Raw genomic sequence first — 15,581 nt, 5'->3', positions numbered from 1 at the left:
CCACAGCACTTCCCCGCCCTTGCAGAAGTAGCGCTTCTCCTGGGTGAAGCTGCTGCGCTCGCCACGATAGATCTGCTCATAGTATTCGGCACTGCGCATCCAGTCTTCGGGATGATTGATGTCGGAGATGGTGCGATGGAGCAACTCGTCGAGCGGGTATCCCAGCATCTTCTCGATGGCCGGATTGGCCCAGAGGATTCGCCCGGCAAGGTCCAGCTTGCCGATCCCGACCGGCGCATGGGAGAGCATGCTCTGCAGCATATGGGGCGAATCTGGCAGTGGCTGCTGCGCGCGCTGCAGCAGGAGGGCCAGCTCGCGGCCGGCCAGCGGCCCTAGCAGCTTGAGCAACCCCATCACCTTACCCATGTTGGCCTGCGGCTGGCGATAGAGCAGGCTGCAGATGCCGATGGGCTCGCCATCGGCGTTCTTGAGCACAATGCCGGCATAGGCCTGCGGCTGCCACTCCTGCGCGAGGGGCACATGGGGGAAGAGCTGGAGCAGACGGTCGCTGAACCAGGCTTCTCCCTCATGCCAGGTGATGGCATCGGGCGAGCCGGTTAGCGGCAGTTGCAGGGATTCGGGTTCAAGACAGGAGGGATAAGCGGCCTGCGCCCTGAATTGGGCAGCGTTTGGTTCCCATGCTGTGATCAGGACGACATCAGCCATCACAACCGCGGCGATTTCACTCACAAAGGTATCGAAATATCCCTGACCACTCGAATGAGCCAGACTGGAGATGATTTGATAGACGGAATCGAGTGCTCGCCTCATGGCAAGGGGCTTTCTCTCCTTGAAGATGTAGAACACGACTCTACTTAAGAGGCGCGGGCAGTGCAAACATGCATTCAGCAAGATATTAAAAAGGCATGAGAAAAGGGACCAAAAGGTCCCTTTTTATGGCAAAAATCACGCCTTGATCCCACTATGCCGCAAAAGCGTATCTGCTTGAAGCTCACCGCTACGGCGGGGATGAAAGGTTATGCAGCAATCCCGCTATGGCGCAGCAGCGCATCGACCTTTGGCTCCCGACCGCGGAAGGCACGGAACAGCTCCATCGGCTCCTTCGAGCCCCCTTTCTCCAGAATGTTCTGCAGGAAGGATTGGCCGGTCGCCGGGTTGAAGATCCCCTCCTCCTCGAAACGGGAGAAGGCATCGGCAGAGAGCACTTCCGCCCATTTGTAGCTGTAGTAGCCCGCCGCATAACCGCCCGCGAAGATATGGGAGAAGCTGTGCTGGAAGCGGTTGAACGCCGGCGGCGTCATCACCGCCACCTGGCTGCGCACCTCATCCAGCAGCGCCGGGATCTGATCCTGTTTGGCCGGGTCAAACTCCTGATGCAGACGGAAGTCGAACAGAGCGAACTCCAGCTGACGCAGCATCTGCATGGCGGCCTGGAAGTTGCGGGCGGTCAGCATCTTCTCCAGCAGATCGGCAGGCAACGGCTCGCCGGTCTCGTAGTGGCCGGAGATAAAGGCCAGCGCCTCGGACTCCCAGCACCAGTTCTCGAGGAACTGGCTCGGCAACTCGACCGCATCCCAGGCCACGCCGTTGATGCCGGCCACGCCAGCCACGTCGATGCGGGTCAGCATGTGGTGAATGCCGTGACCGAATTCGTGGAACAGAGTAACCACTTCGTCATGGGTAAAGAGCGCAGGCTTGCCATCCACCGGGCCGTTGAAGTTGCAGGTCAGGTAGGCGACCGGCTTTTGCAGCGACCCATCCTGACGGTAGCGACGACCCAGGCAGACATCCATCCAGGCTCCGCCCCGCTTGTGCTCGCGGGCGTAGAGATCGAGATAGAAGCTACCACGCAGTTCGTCCTCGCTATCGAAGATGTCGTAGAAGCGCACATCCGGATGCCAGGTGTCGATGCCGAGGCGCTCGCGCACTTTCATGCCGAACACCCGCTTGACCACTTCGAACAACCCCTTCACCACCTTGTTGGCGGGGAAGTAGGGGCGCAGCTGCTCGTCGGAGATGGAGAATTTGTGCTGCTTGAGCTTCTCGGCGTAGTAGGCGAGATCCCAGGCTGCCAGCTCGCTCTGGCCGTGTTGTTCGGCGGCAAAGGCGCGGATCTCTTCCAGCTCTGCTTTGCCTTGCGGCAGGGATTTGGCCGCCAGATCGGTGAGGAAATCCACCACCTGGCTGGTCTTGTCAGCCATCTTGGTCGCCAGCGACAGCTCGGCATAGTTGGCAAAGCCCAACAACCGGGCCAGCTCGCTGCGCAGGGTGAGCAGCTCGGTCATGATGGCGGAGTTGTCCCACTTGCCAGCATTGGGCCCCTGATCGGAAGCGCGGGTGGTGAAGGCTTCATACATCTCGGCCCGCAGCTCGCGGTTGTCGGCATACATCATCACCGGCAGGTAGGAGGGAATATCCAGCGTGAACAGCCACCCCTCCTTGCCTTTGAACTCGGCCATCTGGCGAGCCGCCGCCAGCACGCTCTCCGGCAGACCGGCCAGCTCAGCCTCATCGGCCACCAGCTTGTGCCAGCCCTGGGTCGCATCCAGCACGTTGTTGCTGAAGCGGGAAGCCAGCTCGGAGAGGCGGGCCTGAATTTCGCCGTAGCGCTGCTGCGCCTCGGCAGGCAGACCAATACCGGAGAGGCGGAAGTCGCGCAGGGTGTTCTGGATCTCCTTGCGCTGGGCGCCGCCAAGCCGCGGGAAATCATCGCTCTCGGAGAGCGCCAGATAGGCTTGATAGAGCCCCTCGTGTTGACCGACATAGGTCTGGAATTCGGAGAGCAGCGGCAGACAGGCATCGTGGGCCGCGCGCAGTGGTTCGCTGTTGAGCACGGAGTTGAGGTGGCTGACCGGTGACCAGATCCGCGCCAGACGGTCGTTGACCTCTTCCAGCGGGGCGATCAGGCTGTCCCAGGTGTGGGGCTCGGAGTGCGCCAGCACATCCTTGATCTTCTGTTTGCAATCGGCGATGGCCTGCGTCACGGCGGGCTGTACATGATCAGGCTGGATCTGGCTGAAAGGGGGCAGCGAATCCATTGACAGCAAAGGGTTATTCATCCCGGTTACCTCTTGTTTGGTCTTGAACAGACCGCTTTAGCAGCTCTTCATGGTTCTCTAACATGTGGCCAAGTCACGCAATAATCAAGCTTCAATCCGCCTGTCGGCACGGTTTTCCCCTCTTTGTGAGCTCAAACACCTCTCTGCCAGACACTGGACGGCAACAGCATGAATAATCGGTACTTTTTTGCTCTTTTTACGGCTTTTTCAACTCTCGAACAACAAGGGAGCAGACCAAATCCAATCAACAAAGGAGTACATCACAACAGACTATCACCGGCCCTTTCCATGCTTGGAAAATAATTAATCAATAAGTTAATAACTAAAACAAATCATGCACATACGTTGATTAATTTGTTTTTAAGTGCATATCATAAGCAGCCTGTTACTCAGGTCACTTGATTCTCCGTGCCGCACGGAGAACGGGTGAAAAAGGCAAAGTGAACCGAAAGGGCACGACGCAAAGCCACCGGTCTAAGGGAGATTTCCTATGACAGCGGGGCTGCCCCCGGGAGCGTTCGGCCATAGCTGGACGCTCCGTTTGTACTGTATGGAGATATCAAGATGAACAAATTGAAGTTATCCCTGCTGGGCTGTCTGCTCGGCATGGGCGCCCCCATGGCGCAGGCCGCCTCGGCCGGTCAGGCCATGGTCAATCCCCAATCCGGAGTCGTCGTGGGTTACTGGCACAACTGGTGCGGTGGCTCTGGCTATCAGGGCGGTACCGCTCCCTGCGTCAAGCTCGACCAAGTCAATCCGCAATACAACGTGGTCGATGTCTCCTTCATGAAGGTGTATGGCAGCGATCCCATCCCCACCTTCAAGCTCGACCCGGCTACCGGCATGAGCGAGAGCCAGTTTATCGAGCAAATTGCCCTGCTGAACAGCCAGGGCCGCTCCGTGTTGCTGGCGCTGGGCGGTGCCGATGCCCATATCGAGCTGCGTACCGGTCAGGAGCAGGCCTTCGCCGACGAGATCATCCGTCTGGTGGAGACCTATGGCTTCGACGGTCTGGACATCGATCTGGAGCAGTCCGCCATCACTGCCGCCAACAACCAGACCGTGATCCCGGCTGCCCTGCGGCTGGTCAAGGACCACTACCGCGCGCAGGGGAAAAACTTCCTCATCACCATGGCGCCCGAATTCCCCTACCTGACCGCCAGCGGTCTCTATACCCCCTATCTGCGGGCGCTGGAAGGCTACTACGACTGGATCAACCCCCAGTTCTACAACCAGGGGGGCGACGGCATCTGGATCGACGGGGTAGGCTGGATCGCCCAGAACAACGATGCCCTGAAAGAGGAGTTCATCTACTACATGGCGGACTCTCTCATCAACGGCAGTCGCGGCTACTACAAGATCCCCCACGACAAGCTGGTATTCGGTATCCCGACCAATATCGATGCCGCCGCCACCGGTTACGTCAAGAATCCACAGGATCTCTTCGACGCCTTCAACCGCCTCAAGAGTCAGGGTCAGCCCCTGCGCGGCGTGATGACCTGGTCCATTAACTGGGACATGGGTCGCAGCGCGGCCGGTCAGGCCTACAACGAAGCCTTCATCAAGAGCTACGGCCCCTTCATCCACGAGCAGAACATCACCCCGCCGGACGAGAACGGCAAGCCGGTGTTCAGTGGCCTGAGCGATGCCCGCGTCAAGCACGGCACCCGCTTTGACCCGCTGGCCGGCGTCAGCGCCAGTGACAAGGAAGATGGCGATCTGACCAGCCAGATCCAGGTGGAAGGGAGCGTTGATACCCAGCGTATCGGCCTCTATCCCCTCACCTACAAGGTGAGCGACAGCGACAACCAGACTACCGAGCAGGTTCGCACCGTCGAGGTCTACAGCATGAAGCCGGTCTTTACCGGTATTGCGGACACTACTATCGAGCTCGGTACGCCGTTCAACGCCATGGCCGGCGTCAGCGCCCATGATGAGGAAGATGGCGATCTGACCGCCAACATTCAGGTCAGCGGCAACGTCGACAGCAGCAAGGTCGGCCGCTACACCCTCACCTATCAGGTGAGCGATAGCGCAGGCCAGCGCGTCACCCAGCAGCGCAACGTGACCGTCAGGGAGCAGGGCGCCATCTGTCAGAACAGCTGGGATGCCAAAAAGACCTACGTCGGCGGCGACATCGTCAGCCACAACGGCAAGAGCTGGCGCGCCGAATGGTGGACCCAGAACGATGAGCCGGGTACGACCGGTGAGTGGGGCGTCTGGCGTCTGCAGGGAGAGAGCGACTGCGATGGTGGCGAGAAGCCGCCGGTGATCGGCAGCAGCGACTTCACCGTCAGCGCCATGGGTTCCGACTACACCATAGTCAACGGTCAGGTCACCATCCGCTTCAACATCACCACCGCCAACCCGGTGCAGATCTCTGCCACGCTGGAGCAGAACGGCCGCAGCTATGGCAACACTACCAGTCTGGTGAACGGTACCAGCGCACTGGTATTGCAAGGCAGCAATGTGACCGATGGTAGCTATGAAGTGGTGATCAACGGTCTGGCAGATGGCCAGCAGCCTGTGGTACAGCGCTTCCCGGTCACCCTGGCTGAAGAGAGCGACAACGGCGGCAACGATGGTGACTACCCGGCCTACGCCCCCAACACCAGCTATCAGGCCGGTGATCGGGTCAGCAATGCCGGTGGCAACTACGAGTGCAAACCCTGGCCCTACAGCGGCTGGTGTGGCGGCTCGACCAGCCACTATGCACCGGGTACCGGCACTGCCTGGAGCGATGCCTGGACCAAGCTGTAATCAGCCGGTCATAACCAAGAGGGAACCGCAGGCTCCCTCCGCCACTATGCATCAACCGCGACCGGCACTGCCTGGAGCGATGCCTGGACCAAGTTGTAATCAGCCAGCCATAACAAAGAGGGGGAGCCATCGGCTCCCCCTCTCGTTTATCTCTTCAACCCGGATTAACGGGCATCTTCTTTCAGCCACTGCGCCACGCGCTTGGCGAAGTAGGTGAGGATGCCGTCAGCACCGGCCCGCTTGAAGCAGAGCAGGGACTCCATGATGCACTCCTTCTCTTTCAGCCAGCCATTCTGGATCGCTGCCATGTGCATGGCGTACTCGCCACTCACCTGATAGGCGAAGGTCGGCACGCCGAACTTATCCTTCACCTGACGGATCACATCCAGATAGGGCATGCCCGGCTTGACCATCACGCTGTCGGCCCCTTCCTGAATATCCAGCGCCACTTCGTGCAGGGCTTCATTGCTGTTGGCCGGATCCATCTGGTAGGTAGCCTTGTTGCTCTTGCCGAGGTTGCCGGCAGAGCCAACTGCATCACGGAACGGGCCGTAGTAGCAGGAGGCGTACTTGGCAGAGTAGGCCATGATCTGGGTGTTGATGAAGCCGTTCTCTTCCAGTGCAGCGCGGATGGCGCCGATGCGGCCATCCATCATGTCGGACGGCGCGACTATATCGACGCCAGCCTCGGCATGGGAGAGCGCCTGCTTGATCAGGATCTCGGTGGTGATGTCGTTCAGCACATAGCCTTCGTCATCGATGATGCCGTCCTGACCGTGGGTGGTGAACGGGTCGAGCGCCACGTCGGTGATGACCCCCAGCTCCGGGAAGCGGGCCTTGAGAGCACGCACGGTGCGCTGGGCCAGTCCGTTCGGGTTGTAGGCCTCTTCCGCCATCAGGCTCTTGCTCTCCAGCGGGGTGACCGGGAACAGGGCAATGGCAGGTACGCCCAGCGCCACCAGTTCAGCGGCTTCCTCCAGCAGCAGATCGATGGAGAGACGTTCTACCCCCGGCATAGAGGGAACGGCTTCCCGACGGTTCTCCCCCTCCAGCACGAACACCGGATAGATGAGATCGTTGACGGTCAGTACGTTCTCGCGCACCAGACGACGGCTGAAATCATGTTTGCGCAGACGGCGCAGGCGGCGGCCCGGAAAGGCGCCCGGAAGAGTTGTAGCCATGAATCACTCCTGGAGAGGAAGTTGGAAGAACGCGGCGGAAGTGGCCCGGGTGTGGGCCAGCAAGGCCTCGGGCGCTTCACCACGACAGGCCGCCACCACCTGGGCGATGTGCGGCAAAAAAGCAGGTTCGTTGCGTTTCGGGCGGGGTTTCAGATCCCGCGGCACCAGATAGGGGGCGTCGGTCTCGATCATCAGCCGGCCGGCTGGAATGCGGGCCACCTGCTCGCGCAGCAGCTGGCCGCGACGCTCGTCGCACAGCCAACCGGTCACCCCGATATGCATCCCCAGCGCCAGACACTCGTCCAGCTCCTCGTCTGAGCCGGTGAAGCAGTGCAGCACGGCTCCCGGTAGTTTCGGCAACCAGGGATGGAGGATCTCGATGAAACGGGCGTGCGCATCGCGGCAATGGAGAAACACCGGCATCCCGAGCTCGGCGGCCAGTGCCAGCTGGGCGTCGAACACAGCGTCCTGCACCGGACGGGGGGAGAAATCGCGGTTGTAGTCGAGGCCGCACTCGCCGATAGCGACCACCTGCGGCAAGGCTGCCAGCTCGCGCAAGGCGGGCAGGGTCGCCTCATCGACACTCTTGGCATCGTGGGGATGGACCCCGGCGGTGGAGAAGCAGTAGCCCGGCCAGCGGGCGGCCAACCCGGCGCTCTCGTGGCTGCCTTCCAGATCGGTACCGGTCAGGATCAGGGCCTCTACCCCGGCGGCGCGAGCGCGGGCTACCAGTTCAGGCTGTTCACCGGCGAACTGGCTGCTGGTCAGGTTTAAACCGATATCGATCATGGGATGAGACGTTCCGAACAAAAGGAATACATATCAGGTATTTGAAAACCATCTACCGAATGGGGTCTTACCATACGCCTCGAACGGGAGCATGAAAAGAGGAAGGGAGCCTTAGCTCCCCTCTTCAGTCTGTTCCTGCTTCTCTTCTTCGCTCTCTTCTTTCACGTAGAAACGGGCGAAGAAGAGACCCAGCTCCCACAAGCCCCACATGGGGATCGCGAGCAGCGTCTGGGAGAAGACATCGGGCGGCGTCAGCAGCATACCGACCACAAACACCCCGACGATAACGTAGGGACGCTTCTCCCGAAGGCTCTTGGGACTGGTTACCCCGGTCCAGCAGAGCAGGATGGTGGCCACCGGAATTTCGAACGCCACCCCGAACGCGAAGAACAGGGTCAGTACGAAGTCCAGATAGCTGGCGATGTCGGTCGCCACCGTCACCCCGGCGGGGGCGGTACTGGTGAAGAAGCCGAATACCAGCGGGAACACCACGTAATAGGCAAACGCCATCCCCGCGTAGAACAGCAGGGCACTGGAGACCACCAACGGCATGATCAGGCGCCGTTCATGCTGGTACAGACCGGGGGCGATAAAGGCCCAGGCCTGATAGAGCAGATAGGGGATCGCCACGAAGAAGGAGACCACCAGCGTCAGCTTGATCGGCGTCAGGAAGGGGGTCGCCACATCCGTCGCTATCATGCTGGTGCCTGCCGGCAGCTGGCTTAGCAGCGGCTGCGCCACGAAGTCGTAGATGTTGTTGGAGAAGTAGATCAGCGCCAGAAAGACCAGCAGGATGGCCGTCACCGACCGCAACAGGCGGGTTCTCAGCTCCACCAGATGGCTGATCAGGGGTTGTTCTGCCTGACTCATGGCTTCGCCTCCCCTTTGCTGACCGGCTCGTTCACGACTTCATGCTCCTGCTGGCTGTTGACCGGCGGCACCTCGTCATTCACCTGGGCAACCTGAGCCACTGGCTCGACGGGAGCAACAGGCTCTGCGACGGGGGGACGGATCTCGTTCTCGACCTGATAGGGGCGGTTGACCGACTGGGCCGCCGCCTTGAGCTGTTCGATGGACTCCTGCAGCTCGGGGCTCAGGTTGTTCATCTGCAGCTGTTCGGCCTTCTTCAGGTCATTGTGCAGCTCTTGCAGCTTGAGCTCCTGCTCCAGCTCGGCCTTGACCGAGTTGGCGGTGGAGCGGATGAGGCGGATCCAGTGCGTCGTCGTGCGGATAGCGCTGGGCAGCCGTTCCGGCCCCAGCACCACCAACGCTACAACGGCGATAACCACCAGCTCCCAAAAACCGATATCGAACATGGCTTAGGCCTGATCTTTGTCTTTCTGCTTGGCGGTCTCGGCGTTCTGGTTAGCCGTTTCGTTCAGCTGCTTCGGCGGAAACTCGGCATCATTCTGTTGCGGCTTGGCATCGCTTGGCTCATCGGCCAGCGCCTTTTTGAACCCCTTGACCGCTGCCCCCAGATCGCCACCGATCCCGCGCAGTTTCTTGGTACCGAACAGCAGCACGACGATGACTGCAATGATCAACAATTGCCAAATACTGATACCACCCATGACTTTCTCTCCAGAGCAGGCGCCTGATGGCGCGGTTTTTGTTTAATGGGAACGGGTTCGCAGCCAACCAAGCAGCCAGCAGATCCCGGCACCGGTGAGGCTGATTTGTCCCCACTCGATGTGTTGTTTTTGGGTCAGCAAGAATACACCCGCCAATAGCAGGCTGGCTCCCACCCCTAAGAGGTAGCGAGCCTGACCCTGGCGACGACTGTGGCGCCGAAACTCGGCAAACATCTGGTCGAAGTGGTGCTGCTGATGACGGGTCTGGCGCAGGGTCTCGTAGACCAGCTCGGGCAGTTCCGGCAGCTTCTCCGCCCAGAACGGCGCCTTCTCCTTGATGGCATTCAATACCGACTTGGGACCCACCTGCTCGTGCATCCAGTTTTCGAGGAACGGCTTGGCGGTCTGCCACAAGTCCAGCTGGGGATAGAGCTGACGGCCCAGTCCCTCGACATAGAGCAGGGTCTTCTGCAGCAGCACCAGCTGCGGCTGTACCGCCATATGGAAGCGGCGCGCAGTGTTGAACAGGTTGAGCAGCACGTGACCGAACGAGATCTCGGAGAGCGGCTTCTCGAAAATGGGCTCCAGCACGGTGCGGATGGCGAACTCGAACTCGTCCACCTTGGTATCGGCCGGCACCCAGCCCGACTCCACGTGCAGTTCCGCCACCCGGCGATAGTCACGGTTGAAGAAGGCGAGGAAGTTCTCCGCCAGATAGCGTTTGTCTTCCCGGTTGAGGGTACCGACGATGCCGCAGTCGATACCGATCCAGAGCGGGTTTTCCGGATGTTCGTAAGAGACGAAGATATTGCCCGGGTGCATGTCGGCGTGGAAGAAGCTGTCACGGAACACCTGGGTGAAGAAGACCTCCACCCCGCGCTCGGCCAGCAGCTTCATGTTGGTACCGTTGGCTTCCAGCGCAGCGATATCGGAGACCGGTATGCCGTAGATGCGCTCCATCACCAGCACCTGCTCGCGGCAGAGATCGGTGATGATTTCAGGTACATAGAGCGCCTCGGAGCCGGTGAAGTTGCGCCGCAGCTGGATGGCGTTGGCCGCCTCCCGCATCAGGTTGAGCTCGTCGAGGATGGTCTTGCGATACTCCTCCACCACCTCGATGGGGCGCAGTCGCGCACTCTGGGGCACAAAGCGCGCCACCAGACGGGCCAGCGCCCGCATCAGGCGCAGATCAGCGTCGATGACCGGCTCGATGTCGGGGCGGATCACCTTGATGACGATCTCGCGGCCACTCTCTTTCAGCCGGGCGGTATGCACCTGGGCGATGGAGGCGGAGGCCAGCGGCGTCTCGTCGAAGTCGTCGAACAGGGTCTCGATAGGGCAACCCAGACTGCGCTCAATCTGCTGACGCGCCGCCTGACCGCAGAAGGGGGGCACTCTGTCCTGCAGCAGGGCCAGCTCCTCGGCGATGTCCGGCGGCAGCAAGTCACGCCGGGTCGAGAGCATCTGGCCAAATTTGATGAAGATGGGGCCAAGGGCCTCGAAGGCGAGGCGGATGCGGGCGCCGCGGCTGAGATCCGGTTGCTGGTTCTTGAGCCAGAACAGGGAGCGGCGGGCCAGACGACCCGGCCAGGGTTGATAGCGAGCGGGCACCAACTCGTCGATGCCCCGCTCCAGCAGGATGGTGATGATGCGATAGAGGCGTTTGAACTCTTTCGGGGTCATCAGGCCACCTGCTGTTCGAGTCGAGCCAGCCGCAGTTCAACGGCCTTGAGCTGCTGAGCCAGCACCTCGACATCATCGTTGAAGCTCGCCACTTCCAGCGGGCCGGGGGCGAGGCGGATCTCTTCGGTCAGATATTCCGCCAGCTGACGCTGGCTGCGGCACAGTTCGCGGCCGACCAGACGACGCGCCTGACGGGCACCGCTGAACAGGGAGTGGGCCACGACATCGCCGGTATAGCGGGATAGCTCCTCTTCCCAGTCGATATCGAGCTCGCCCAGCAGCACGCTGAACGCTTGCACCAGCTGGGGGTCACCGCTCAGATCCAGCTTCTCCTCGCGAATATAGCGGGTCAGGGCGGAGGGCTCCTTGAGCAGACCGAGGGCGGTCAGGGAGAGGCTCAGCACTGCATCCGCCTCACCTTCATAGCTGGCCAGCACATCCAGCCGACGCTCGGAGAAGACAAACCAGAGCGGCTTGAGTTCACGCAGCTCCAGCTTGAGTACCTTGCCTGCCAGCTTGCGCAGCCGCTCCGGGCTCTCTTTGTCCAGCCCCAGCAACTGATTGAGGCTGGTTTCGATCACGGCGGTGACCATGGCATCCATCGGCATAGGCAACCTTAAAACTTGTAACCGCGGTGCAGGGCGACCACGCCCTGAGTCAGGTTGAAGTACTCAACCTGTTCGAAACCGACATTTTCCATCATGCCGGCCAGGGTCTGCTGATCTGGGTGCATGCGGATCGACTCCGCCAGGTATTTGTAACTTTCGCTGTCGTTCGCGACGATTTCGCCCATTTTCGGCAGCAGTTTGAAGGAGTAGAGATCGTACAGCTTGGCGATCACTTCGCTGACCGGCTTGGAGAACTCCAGCACCAGCAGACGGCCGCCCGGCTTGAGCACCCGGAACATGGAGGAGAGCGCCTTGTCCTTGTCGGTGACGTTGCGCAGGCCGAAGCCGATGGTGATGATGTCGAAGTGGTTATCCGGGAACGGGAGCGCCTCGGCGTTGGCCTGGACGTAGGAGACGTTGTTGGCCACCCCCAGATTGCGCAGCTTGTCGCGGCCAACCTTGAGCATGGAATCGTTGATATCCGCCAGCACCACCTGACCGGTTTCGCCAACGATGCGGGAGAACTTGGCGGTCAGATCGCCGGTACCACCGGCCAGATCCAGCACCTTCTGTCCCTTGCGCACGCCGGAGCAGTCGATAGTGAAGCGCTTCCACAGGCGGTGGATGCCGAACGACATCAGATCGTTCATCAGATCATACTTGGCTGCCACCGAATGGAAGACGCCAGCCACCAGAGTTTCTTTCTCGGTCGCGGCCACGGTTTTAAAGCCGAAATGCGTTGTCGTAGCTTGTTCTGACATCCCTTAAACACCCATAGAACAAAGAATGGTCGCCAGTTTACCAGAGCCAATGGCGTGCGGACACCTTAAACCCGGCTCGCAACCATCTGCATGCCGTGCATGACCATGGCCGTGCAGAGGAACAGATTGAGGATGATATTGAGCTGCGCCTTCAGATCGGCACAGTGCTGGGCCAGTACCACTGGAATCGAGGGCAAAGGAGGAGAAGCAGGTCAAGACGCCGAAGCGCCCCCAATCGCAACATAGAACCGGGCTTGCATGGCATCAATCACTCCCTCAGGGTAAGGCCGCCATTATGTCGCAATGGCGGCCCTTGTGCCCAGCGAGGGAACTAATCGCCATCCGGCCTGATTGAAAACTCAGCGGCGAAAATCGATGGGCTCGGGCTGACCCAGTACGATCTCGGTCTGGGCCGGACGGGTCTGGGCAATCACCTTGCCGTGGCGGATCGAGTAACGTACCGGCACCTGACGACGCACCGCATCGAAACCGCTATCGGCGGGCAGGATCAGCAAGTTGGCCGGTTTCCCCACCTCGATGCCATAGCGATCCTGCACGTTCAGGGTGCGGGCGCTGTGGCTGCTGATTAGCTTCAAACCGTCGTTGATCTGCTCGTAACCCATGATCTGGCAGATATGCAGCCCCATGTGCAGCACCTGCAACATGTTGGCGGTGCCCATGGGATACCAGGGATCGAACACGTCGTCGTGACCGAAGCAGACGTTGATGTTCGCCTCCAGCATCTCCTTCACCCGGGTGATACCGCGGCGCTTGGGATAGGTATCGAAGCGCCCCTGCAGGTGAATGTTCACCAGCGGATTGGCCACGAAGTTGATGTCTGCCATCTTGAGCAGCCGGAACAGGCGGGAAGCATAGGCTCCGTTGTAAGAGTGCATGGCGGTGGTATGGCTGGCCGTGACTCTATGGCCGATACCGCGCTCGTAGGCCAGGGTCGCCAGCGTCTCGATAAAACGGGACTGCTCGTCATCGATCTCGTCGCAATGCACATCGACCAGAACCTGATACTTCTCGGCAAGATCGAAGATGTAGTGCAGACTTTCGACCCCATATTCCCGAGTAAACTCGAAATGGGGGATCGCACCGATCACGTCGGCGCCCAGCTTGAGCGCCTCCTCCAGCAGTGCCTTGCCGTTGGGGTAGGAGAGGATCCCCTCCTGCGGGAAGGCGACGATCTGCAGCTCGACCCACTCCTTCATCTCCTCCCGCACCTCCAGCATCGCCTTCAGAGCCACCAGATTGGGGTCGGAGACATCAACGTGGGTGCGGACGAACTGGATTCCGTTGGCGATCTGCCATTTCAGTGTCTGGATGGCACGCTGTTTCACATCTTCATGGGTCAGCAACGCCTTGCGTTCGGCCCAGCGCTCGATCCCTTCGAACAGGGTGCCGGAGAGATTCCAGCTCGGCTCGCCGGCCGTCTGGGTGGTATCGAGGTGAATGTGGGGTTCGATAAAGGGAGCGATAGCCAGACCGCCCTCCCCGTCCAGCACTCGACCGGCGACGGCATGTTCGTCATGGGGCTCGATGGCGGTGATGACTCTATCCTGACAGCGGATCTGCCACAACCCTTCCCGATCGGCCAAACGAATATGTTGAATCAGCATTTGCTAGCTTCCTGTACCAGAACCGGCCGCTGGGTGAGGCGAACCAGAATGAAATAGGTGAAGGCGGCGCCCAATACCGCGTTGAGTGGCACTATGCCCGGCAGCCACTTGCCGACAGCCACCCCGACTGCCGTGGCGACCAGCGCCTGCCAGCGCACCGTCTCGAACTGCTGATCGGCAAACTGACGGTAACGCTCACGATTGAGCAGGAAATCCATGATGATAATGCCACCGATCGGCGGAATTGCCGTACTCAAAAAGGCTAGCCAACCGACAAAGTTGTTGTAGAGCCAGAGGGCGCAAGCCGTGCCGATCAGGCCGTTGATCACGCTGAGCGGCTTGCTCTTGAGACCGGTAATGTTGGCAAAACCGAGGCCGGAGGCGTAGAGGGCGTTGTCGTTGGTGGTCCAGATATTGAGACCCAGTACCAAAATGGCGGGGATCAGCAGCCCCTGCATCAGCATCACTTCCGAGATATCGGCCTGCCCAGTCACCGCCGCGCCAGCTGCGCCAAAGATGAACATCAAGGTATTGCCCAAAAAAAACGCCACCATGGTAATCATGACGGCGCCCCAGGGTTTGCGACCAAACCGAACAAAGTCGGCGGTCAGGGTTCCTGCACTGATAAAGGAACCGACTACCATGGTCAGCGCCGTGGTGAACTCGATGGGATTGCTTGGTTGCACCTGCTGCAACGCCGCCATACCGCCGGTCGAGGTCACCGCCAGCCAGACCGAGTAACCACCGAGCAGCGCAATGGCCGGTACCGCCACAAAACTCAGTACCATCAGAGCTGAAATACCGAAGTAGACGGTCACCGTCATCAGAATGCCCGAAATGGCGATCAGCCAGTTCACATCAATGCCGGTCGCCTTCTGCACCGGCAGCGCAAACATGGCCACGCCAACGCCGAACCAGCCGACCTGAGTACCGCCCAGCAACAGGGATGGCAGCCAGGAACCTTTCACACCGAACGAGTAACGCGCAAGCAGATGGGTAGAGAGACCGGTTGAAGCACCGATATAACCAAGACAGGCGGTGTAGATCCCCAGCAACAAGTTACCGAGCAGAACCGCCTTGATGAAATCATCGAACACCAGCCCGGTACCGAGCGCCCCGCCGGTCCACATGCTGGCAGAGAAGAAGGTCAGGCCGAGCATCACCAGCATCAGCGACAGTACACCTTTGCGCCCTTTGGCGGGAACCGCCCCCAAACAGTATTCGTTATCCTGCGCCATGCTCTCTCTCCACGTAATAGGCAAAACGCGCCGGATTTTACATGTAAAACGTTTTACGTCAATCAATCATGGTTAAGTATCTGGATAAAACCATCAATAGCAGTCAAATGAGTAACACATTGGGACTCAAATCAGCAGAAAAACAGGGCAGGCCACAAACAGAGGAAAACATTGAAGATAAGGAATATGAGGAGATTTTTTGGAAAGCGACAGATGCAAAAAAGCCTCCCTTTTCAGGGAGGCTTTCTCTTTAATGGTGCTGATACCCAGAATCGAACTGGGGACCTCATCCTTACCAAGGATGCGCTCTACCGACTGAGCCATATCAGCACACTAACCGGTAAA

At 59.9% G+C, this 15,581-nt stretch carries 15 protein-coding genes, 1 tRNA gene and 1 riboswitch; of the genes, 2 read left to right on the top strand and 14 right to left on the bottom strand.

Annotation, left to right across the window (positions count from 1 at the left end):
• The coding region (locus AACS24_RS08055) for a PAS domain S-box protein (protein WP_146181475.1) at positions 1-771 on the bottom strand (771 nt) is incomplete at its 3' end.
• A gap of 206 nt (positions 772-977) precedes the next feature.
• Positions 978-3,020 (bottom strand): oligopeptidase A, encoded by a 2,043-nt coding sequence (gene prlC, locus AACS24_RS08050; RefSeq protein WP_108573088.1) that lies wholly within the window; start codon positions 3,018-3,020, stop codon positions 978-980.
• A gap of 424 nt (positions 3,021-3,444) precedes the next feature.
• Positions 3,445-3,530, top strand: a riboswitch (cyclic di-GMP riboswitch).
• 54 nt (positions 3,531-3,584) lie between these two features.
• Here prlC and AACS24_RS08045 point away from each other — a divergent pair.
• Positions 3,585-5,780: an immunoglobulin-like domain-containing protein gene (locus AACS24_RS08045; RefSeq protein ID WP_108573087.1), complete on the top strand. Its 2,196-nt coding sequence runs from the start codon at positions 3,585-3,587 to the stop codon at positions 5,778-5,780.
• 164 nt (positions 5,781-5,944) lie between these two features.
• Here the strand turns inward: AACS24_RS08045 and hemB are convergent, their stop codons facing one another.
• The 11 genes from hemB to codB all read right to left on the bottom strand — a co-directional run bounded on the left by hemB (position 5,945) and on the right by codB (position 15,236).
• Positions 5,945-6,961 (bottom strand): porphobilinogen synthase, encoded by a 1,017-nt coding sequence (gene hemB, locus AACS24_RS08040; RefSeq protein WP_108573085.1) that lies wholly within the window; start codon positions 6,959-6,961, stop codon positions 5,945-5,947.
• A 3-nt stretch (positions 6,962-6,964) separates the two neighbouring features.
• The gene (locus AACS24_RS08035) at positions 6,965-7,750 is read right to left on the bottom strand and encodes a TatD family hydrolase (RefSeq protein WP_108573083.1); all 786 of its coding nucleotides are present in this window, start codon (positions 7,748-7,750) and stop codon (positions 6,965-6,967) included.
• 111 nt (positions 7,751-7,861) lie between these two features.
• Positions 7,862-8,620 carry a twin-arginine translocase subunit TatC gene (tatC, locus tag AACS24_RS08030; protein WP_108573081.1) on the bottom strand — a complete coding sequence of 253 codons (759 nt, stop codon included), beginning with the start codon at positions 8,618-8,620 and terminating at the stop codon, positions 7,862-7,864.
• The gene (tatB, locus tag AACS24_RS08025) at positions 8,617-9,066 is read right to left on the bottom strand and encodes a Sec-independent protein translocase protein TatB (protein ID WP_108573079.1); all 450 of its coding nucleotides are present in this window, start codon (positions 9,064-9,066) and stop codon (positions 8,617-8,619) included. Before tatB ends, tatC begins: the two co-directional genes overlap by 4 nt.
• 3 nt (positions 9,067-9,069) lie before the next feature.
• Positions 9,070-9,321, bottom strand: coding sequence for a Sec-independent protein translocase subunit TatA (tatA, locus tag AACS24_RS08020; protein WP_033112886.1), 252 nt, complete (start codon positions 9,319-9,321; stop codon positions 9,070-9,072).
• A gap of 42 nt (positions 9,322-9,363) precedes the next feature.
• On the bottom strand, positions 9,364-11,004 hold the full coding sequence (ubiB, locus tag AACS24_RS08015) for a ubiquinone biosynthesis regulatory protein kinase UbiB (RefSeq protein ID WP_033112887.1): 1,641 nt from the start codon (positions 11,002-11,004) through the stop codon (positions 9,364-9,366).
• The gene (locus AACS24_RS08010; protein WP_108573077.1) at positions 11,004-11,612 is read right to left on the bottom strand and encodes a ubiquinone biosynthesis accessory factor UbiJ; all 609 of its coding nucleotides are present in this window, start codon (positions 11,610-11,612) and stop codon (positions 11,004-11,006) included. Before AACS24_RS08010 ends, ubiB begins: the two co-directional genes overlap by 1 nt.
• Before the next feature lie 8 nt (positions 11,613-11,620).
• Positions 11,621-12,373 (bottom strand): bifunctional demethylmenaquinone methyltransferase/2-methoxy-6-polyprenyl-1,4-benzoquinol methylase UbiE, encoded by a 753-nt coding sequence (gene ubiE, locus AACS24_RS08005; RefSeq protein ID WP_108573075.1) that lies wholly within the window; start codon positions 12,371-12,373, stop codon positions 11,621-11,623.
• Positions 12,374-12,438: 65 nt separating this feature from the next.
• Positions 12,439-12,570 carry a hypothetical protein gene (locus AACS24_RS08000; RefSeq protein ID WP_258223137.1) on the bottom strand — a complete coding sequence of 44 codons (132 nt, stop codon included), beginning with the start codon at positions 12,568-12,570 and terminating at the stop codon, positions 12,439-12,441.
• Positions 12,571-12,732: 162 nt separating this feature from the next.
• Positions 12,733-13,998 (bottom strand): cytosine deaminase, encoded by a 1,266-nt coding sequence (locus AACS24_RS07995; protein WP_108573073.1) that lies wholly within the window; start codon positions 13,996-13,998, stop codon positions 12,733-12,735.
• Entirely contained in the window at positions 13,992-15,236 is a 1,245-nt protein-coding gene (gene codB, locus AACS24_RS07990; RefSeq protein WP_108573071.1) for a cytosine permease, read from the bottom strand. Before codB ends, AACS24_RS07995 begins: the two co-directional genes overlap by 7 nt.
• A gap of 68 nt (positions 15,237-15,304) precedes the next feature.
• Between codB and AACS24_RS07985 the strand changes: the two genes are divergently transcribed.
• A complete protein-coding gene (locus tag AACS24_RS07985) occupies positions 15,305-15,490 on the top strand; it encodes a hypothetical protein (protein ID WP_146181474.1) in 186 nt (61 codons plus the stop codon).
• Here the strand turns inward: AACS24_RS07985 and AACS24_RS07980 are convergent.
• Positions 15,491-15,566 (bottom strand) — tRNA-Thr (locus AACS24_RS07980). It lies immediately after the preceding gene.
• Between the last annotated feature and the right edge of the window lie 15 nt (positions 15,567-15,581).

Origin of the sequence: Aeromonas sp. HMWF016, from assembly GCF_963878195.1 — a bacterium.
In the GTDB taxonomy this organism is placed as follows: domain Bacteria; phylum Pseudomonadota; class Gammaproteobacteria; order Enterobacterales; family Aeromonadaceae; genus Aeromonas; species Aeromonas lacus.
Note: the sequence above shows the minus strand (reverse complement) of the source record. Positions and strands in the feature narration are given on the sequence as shown.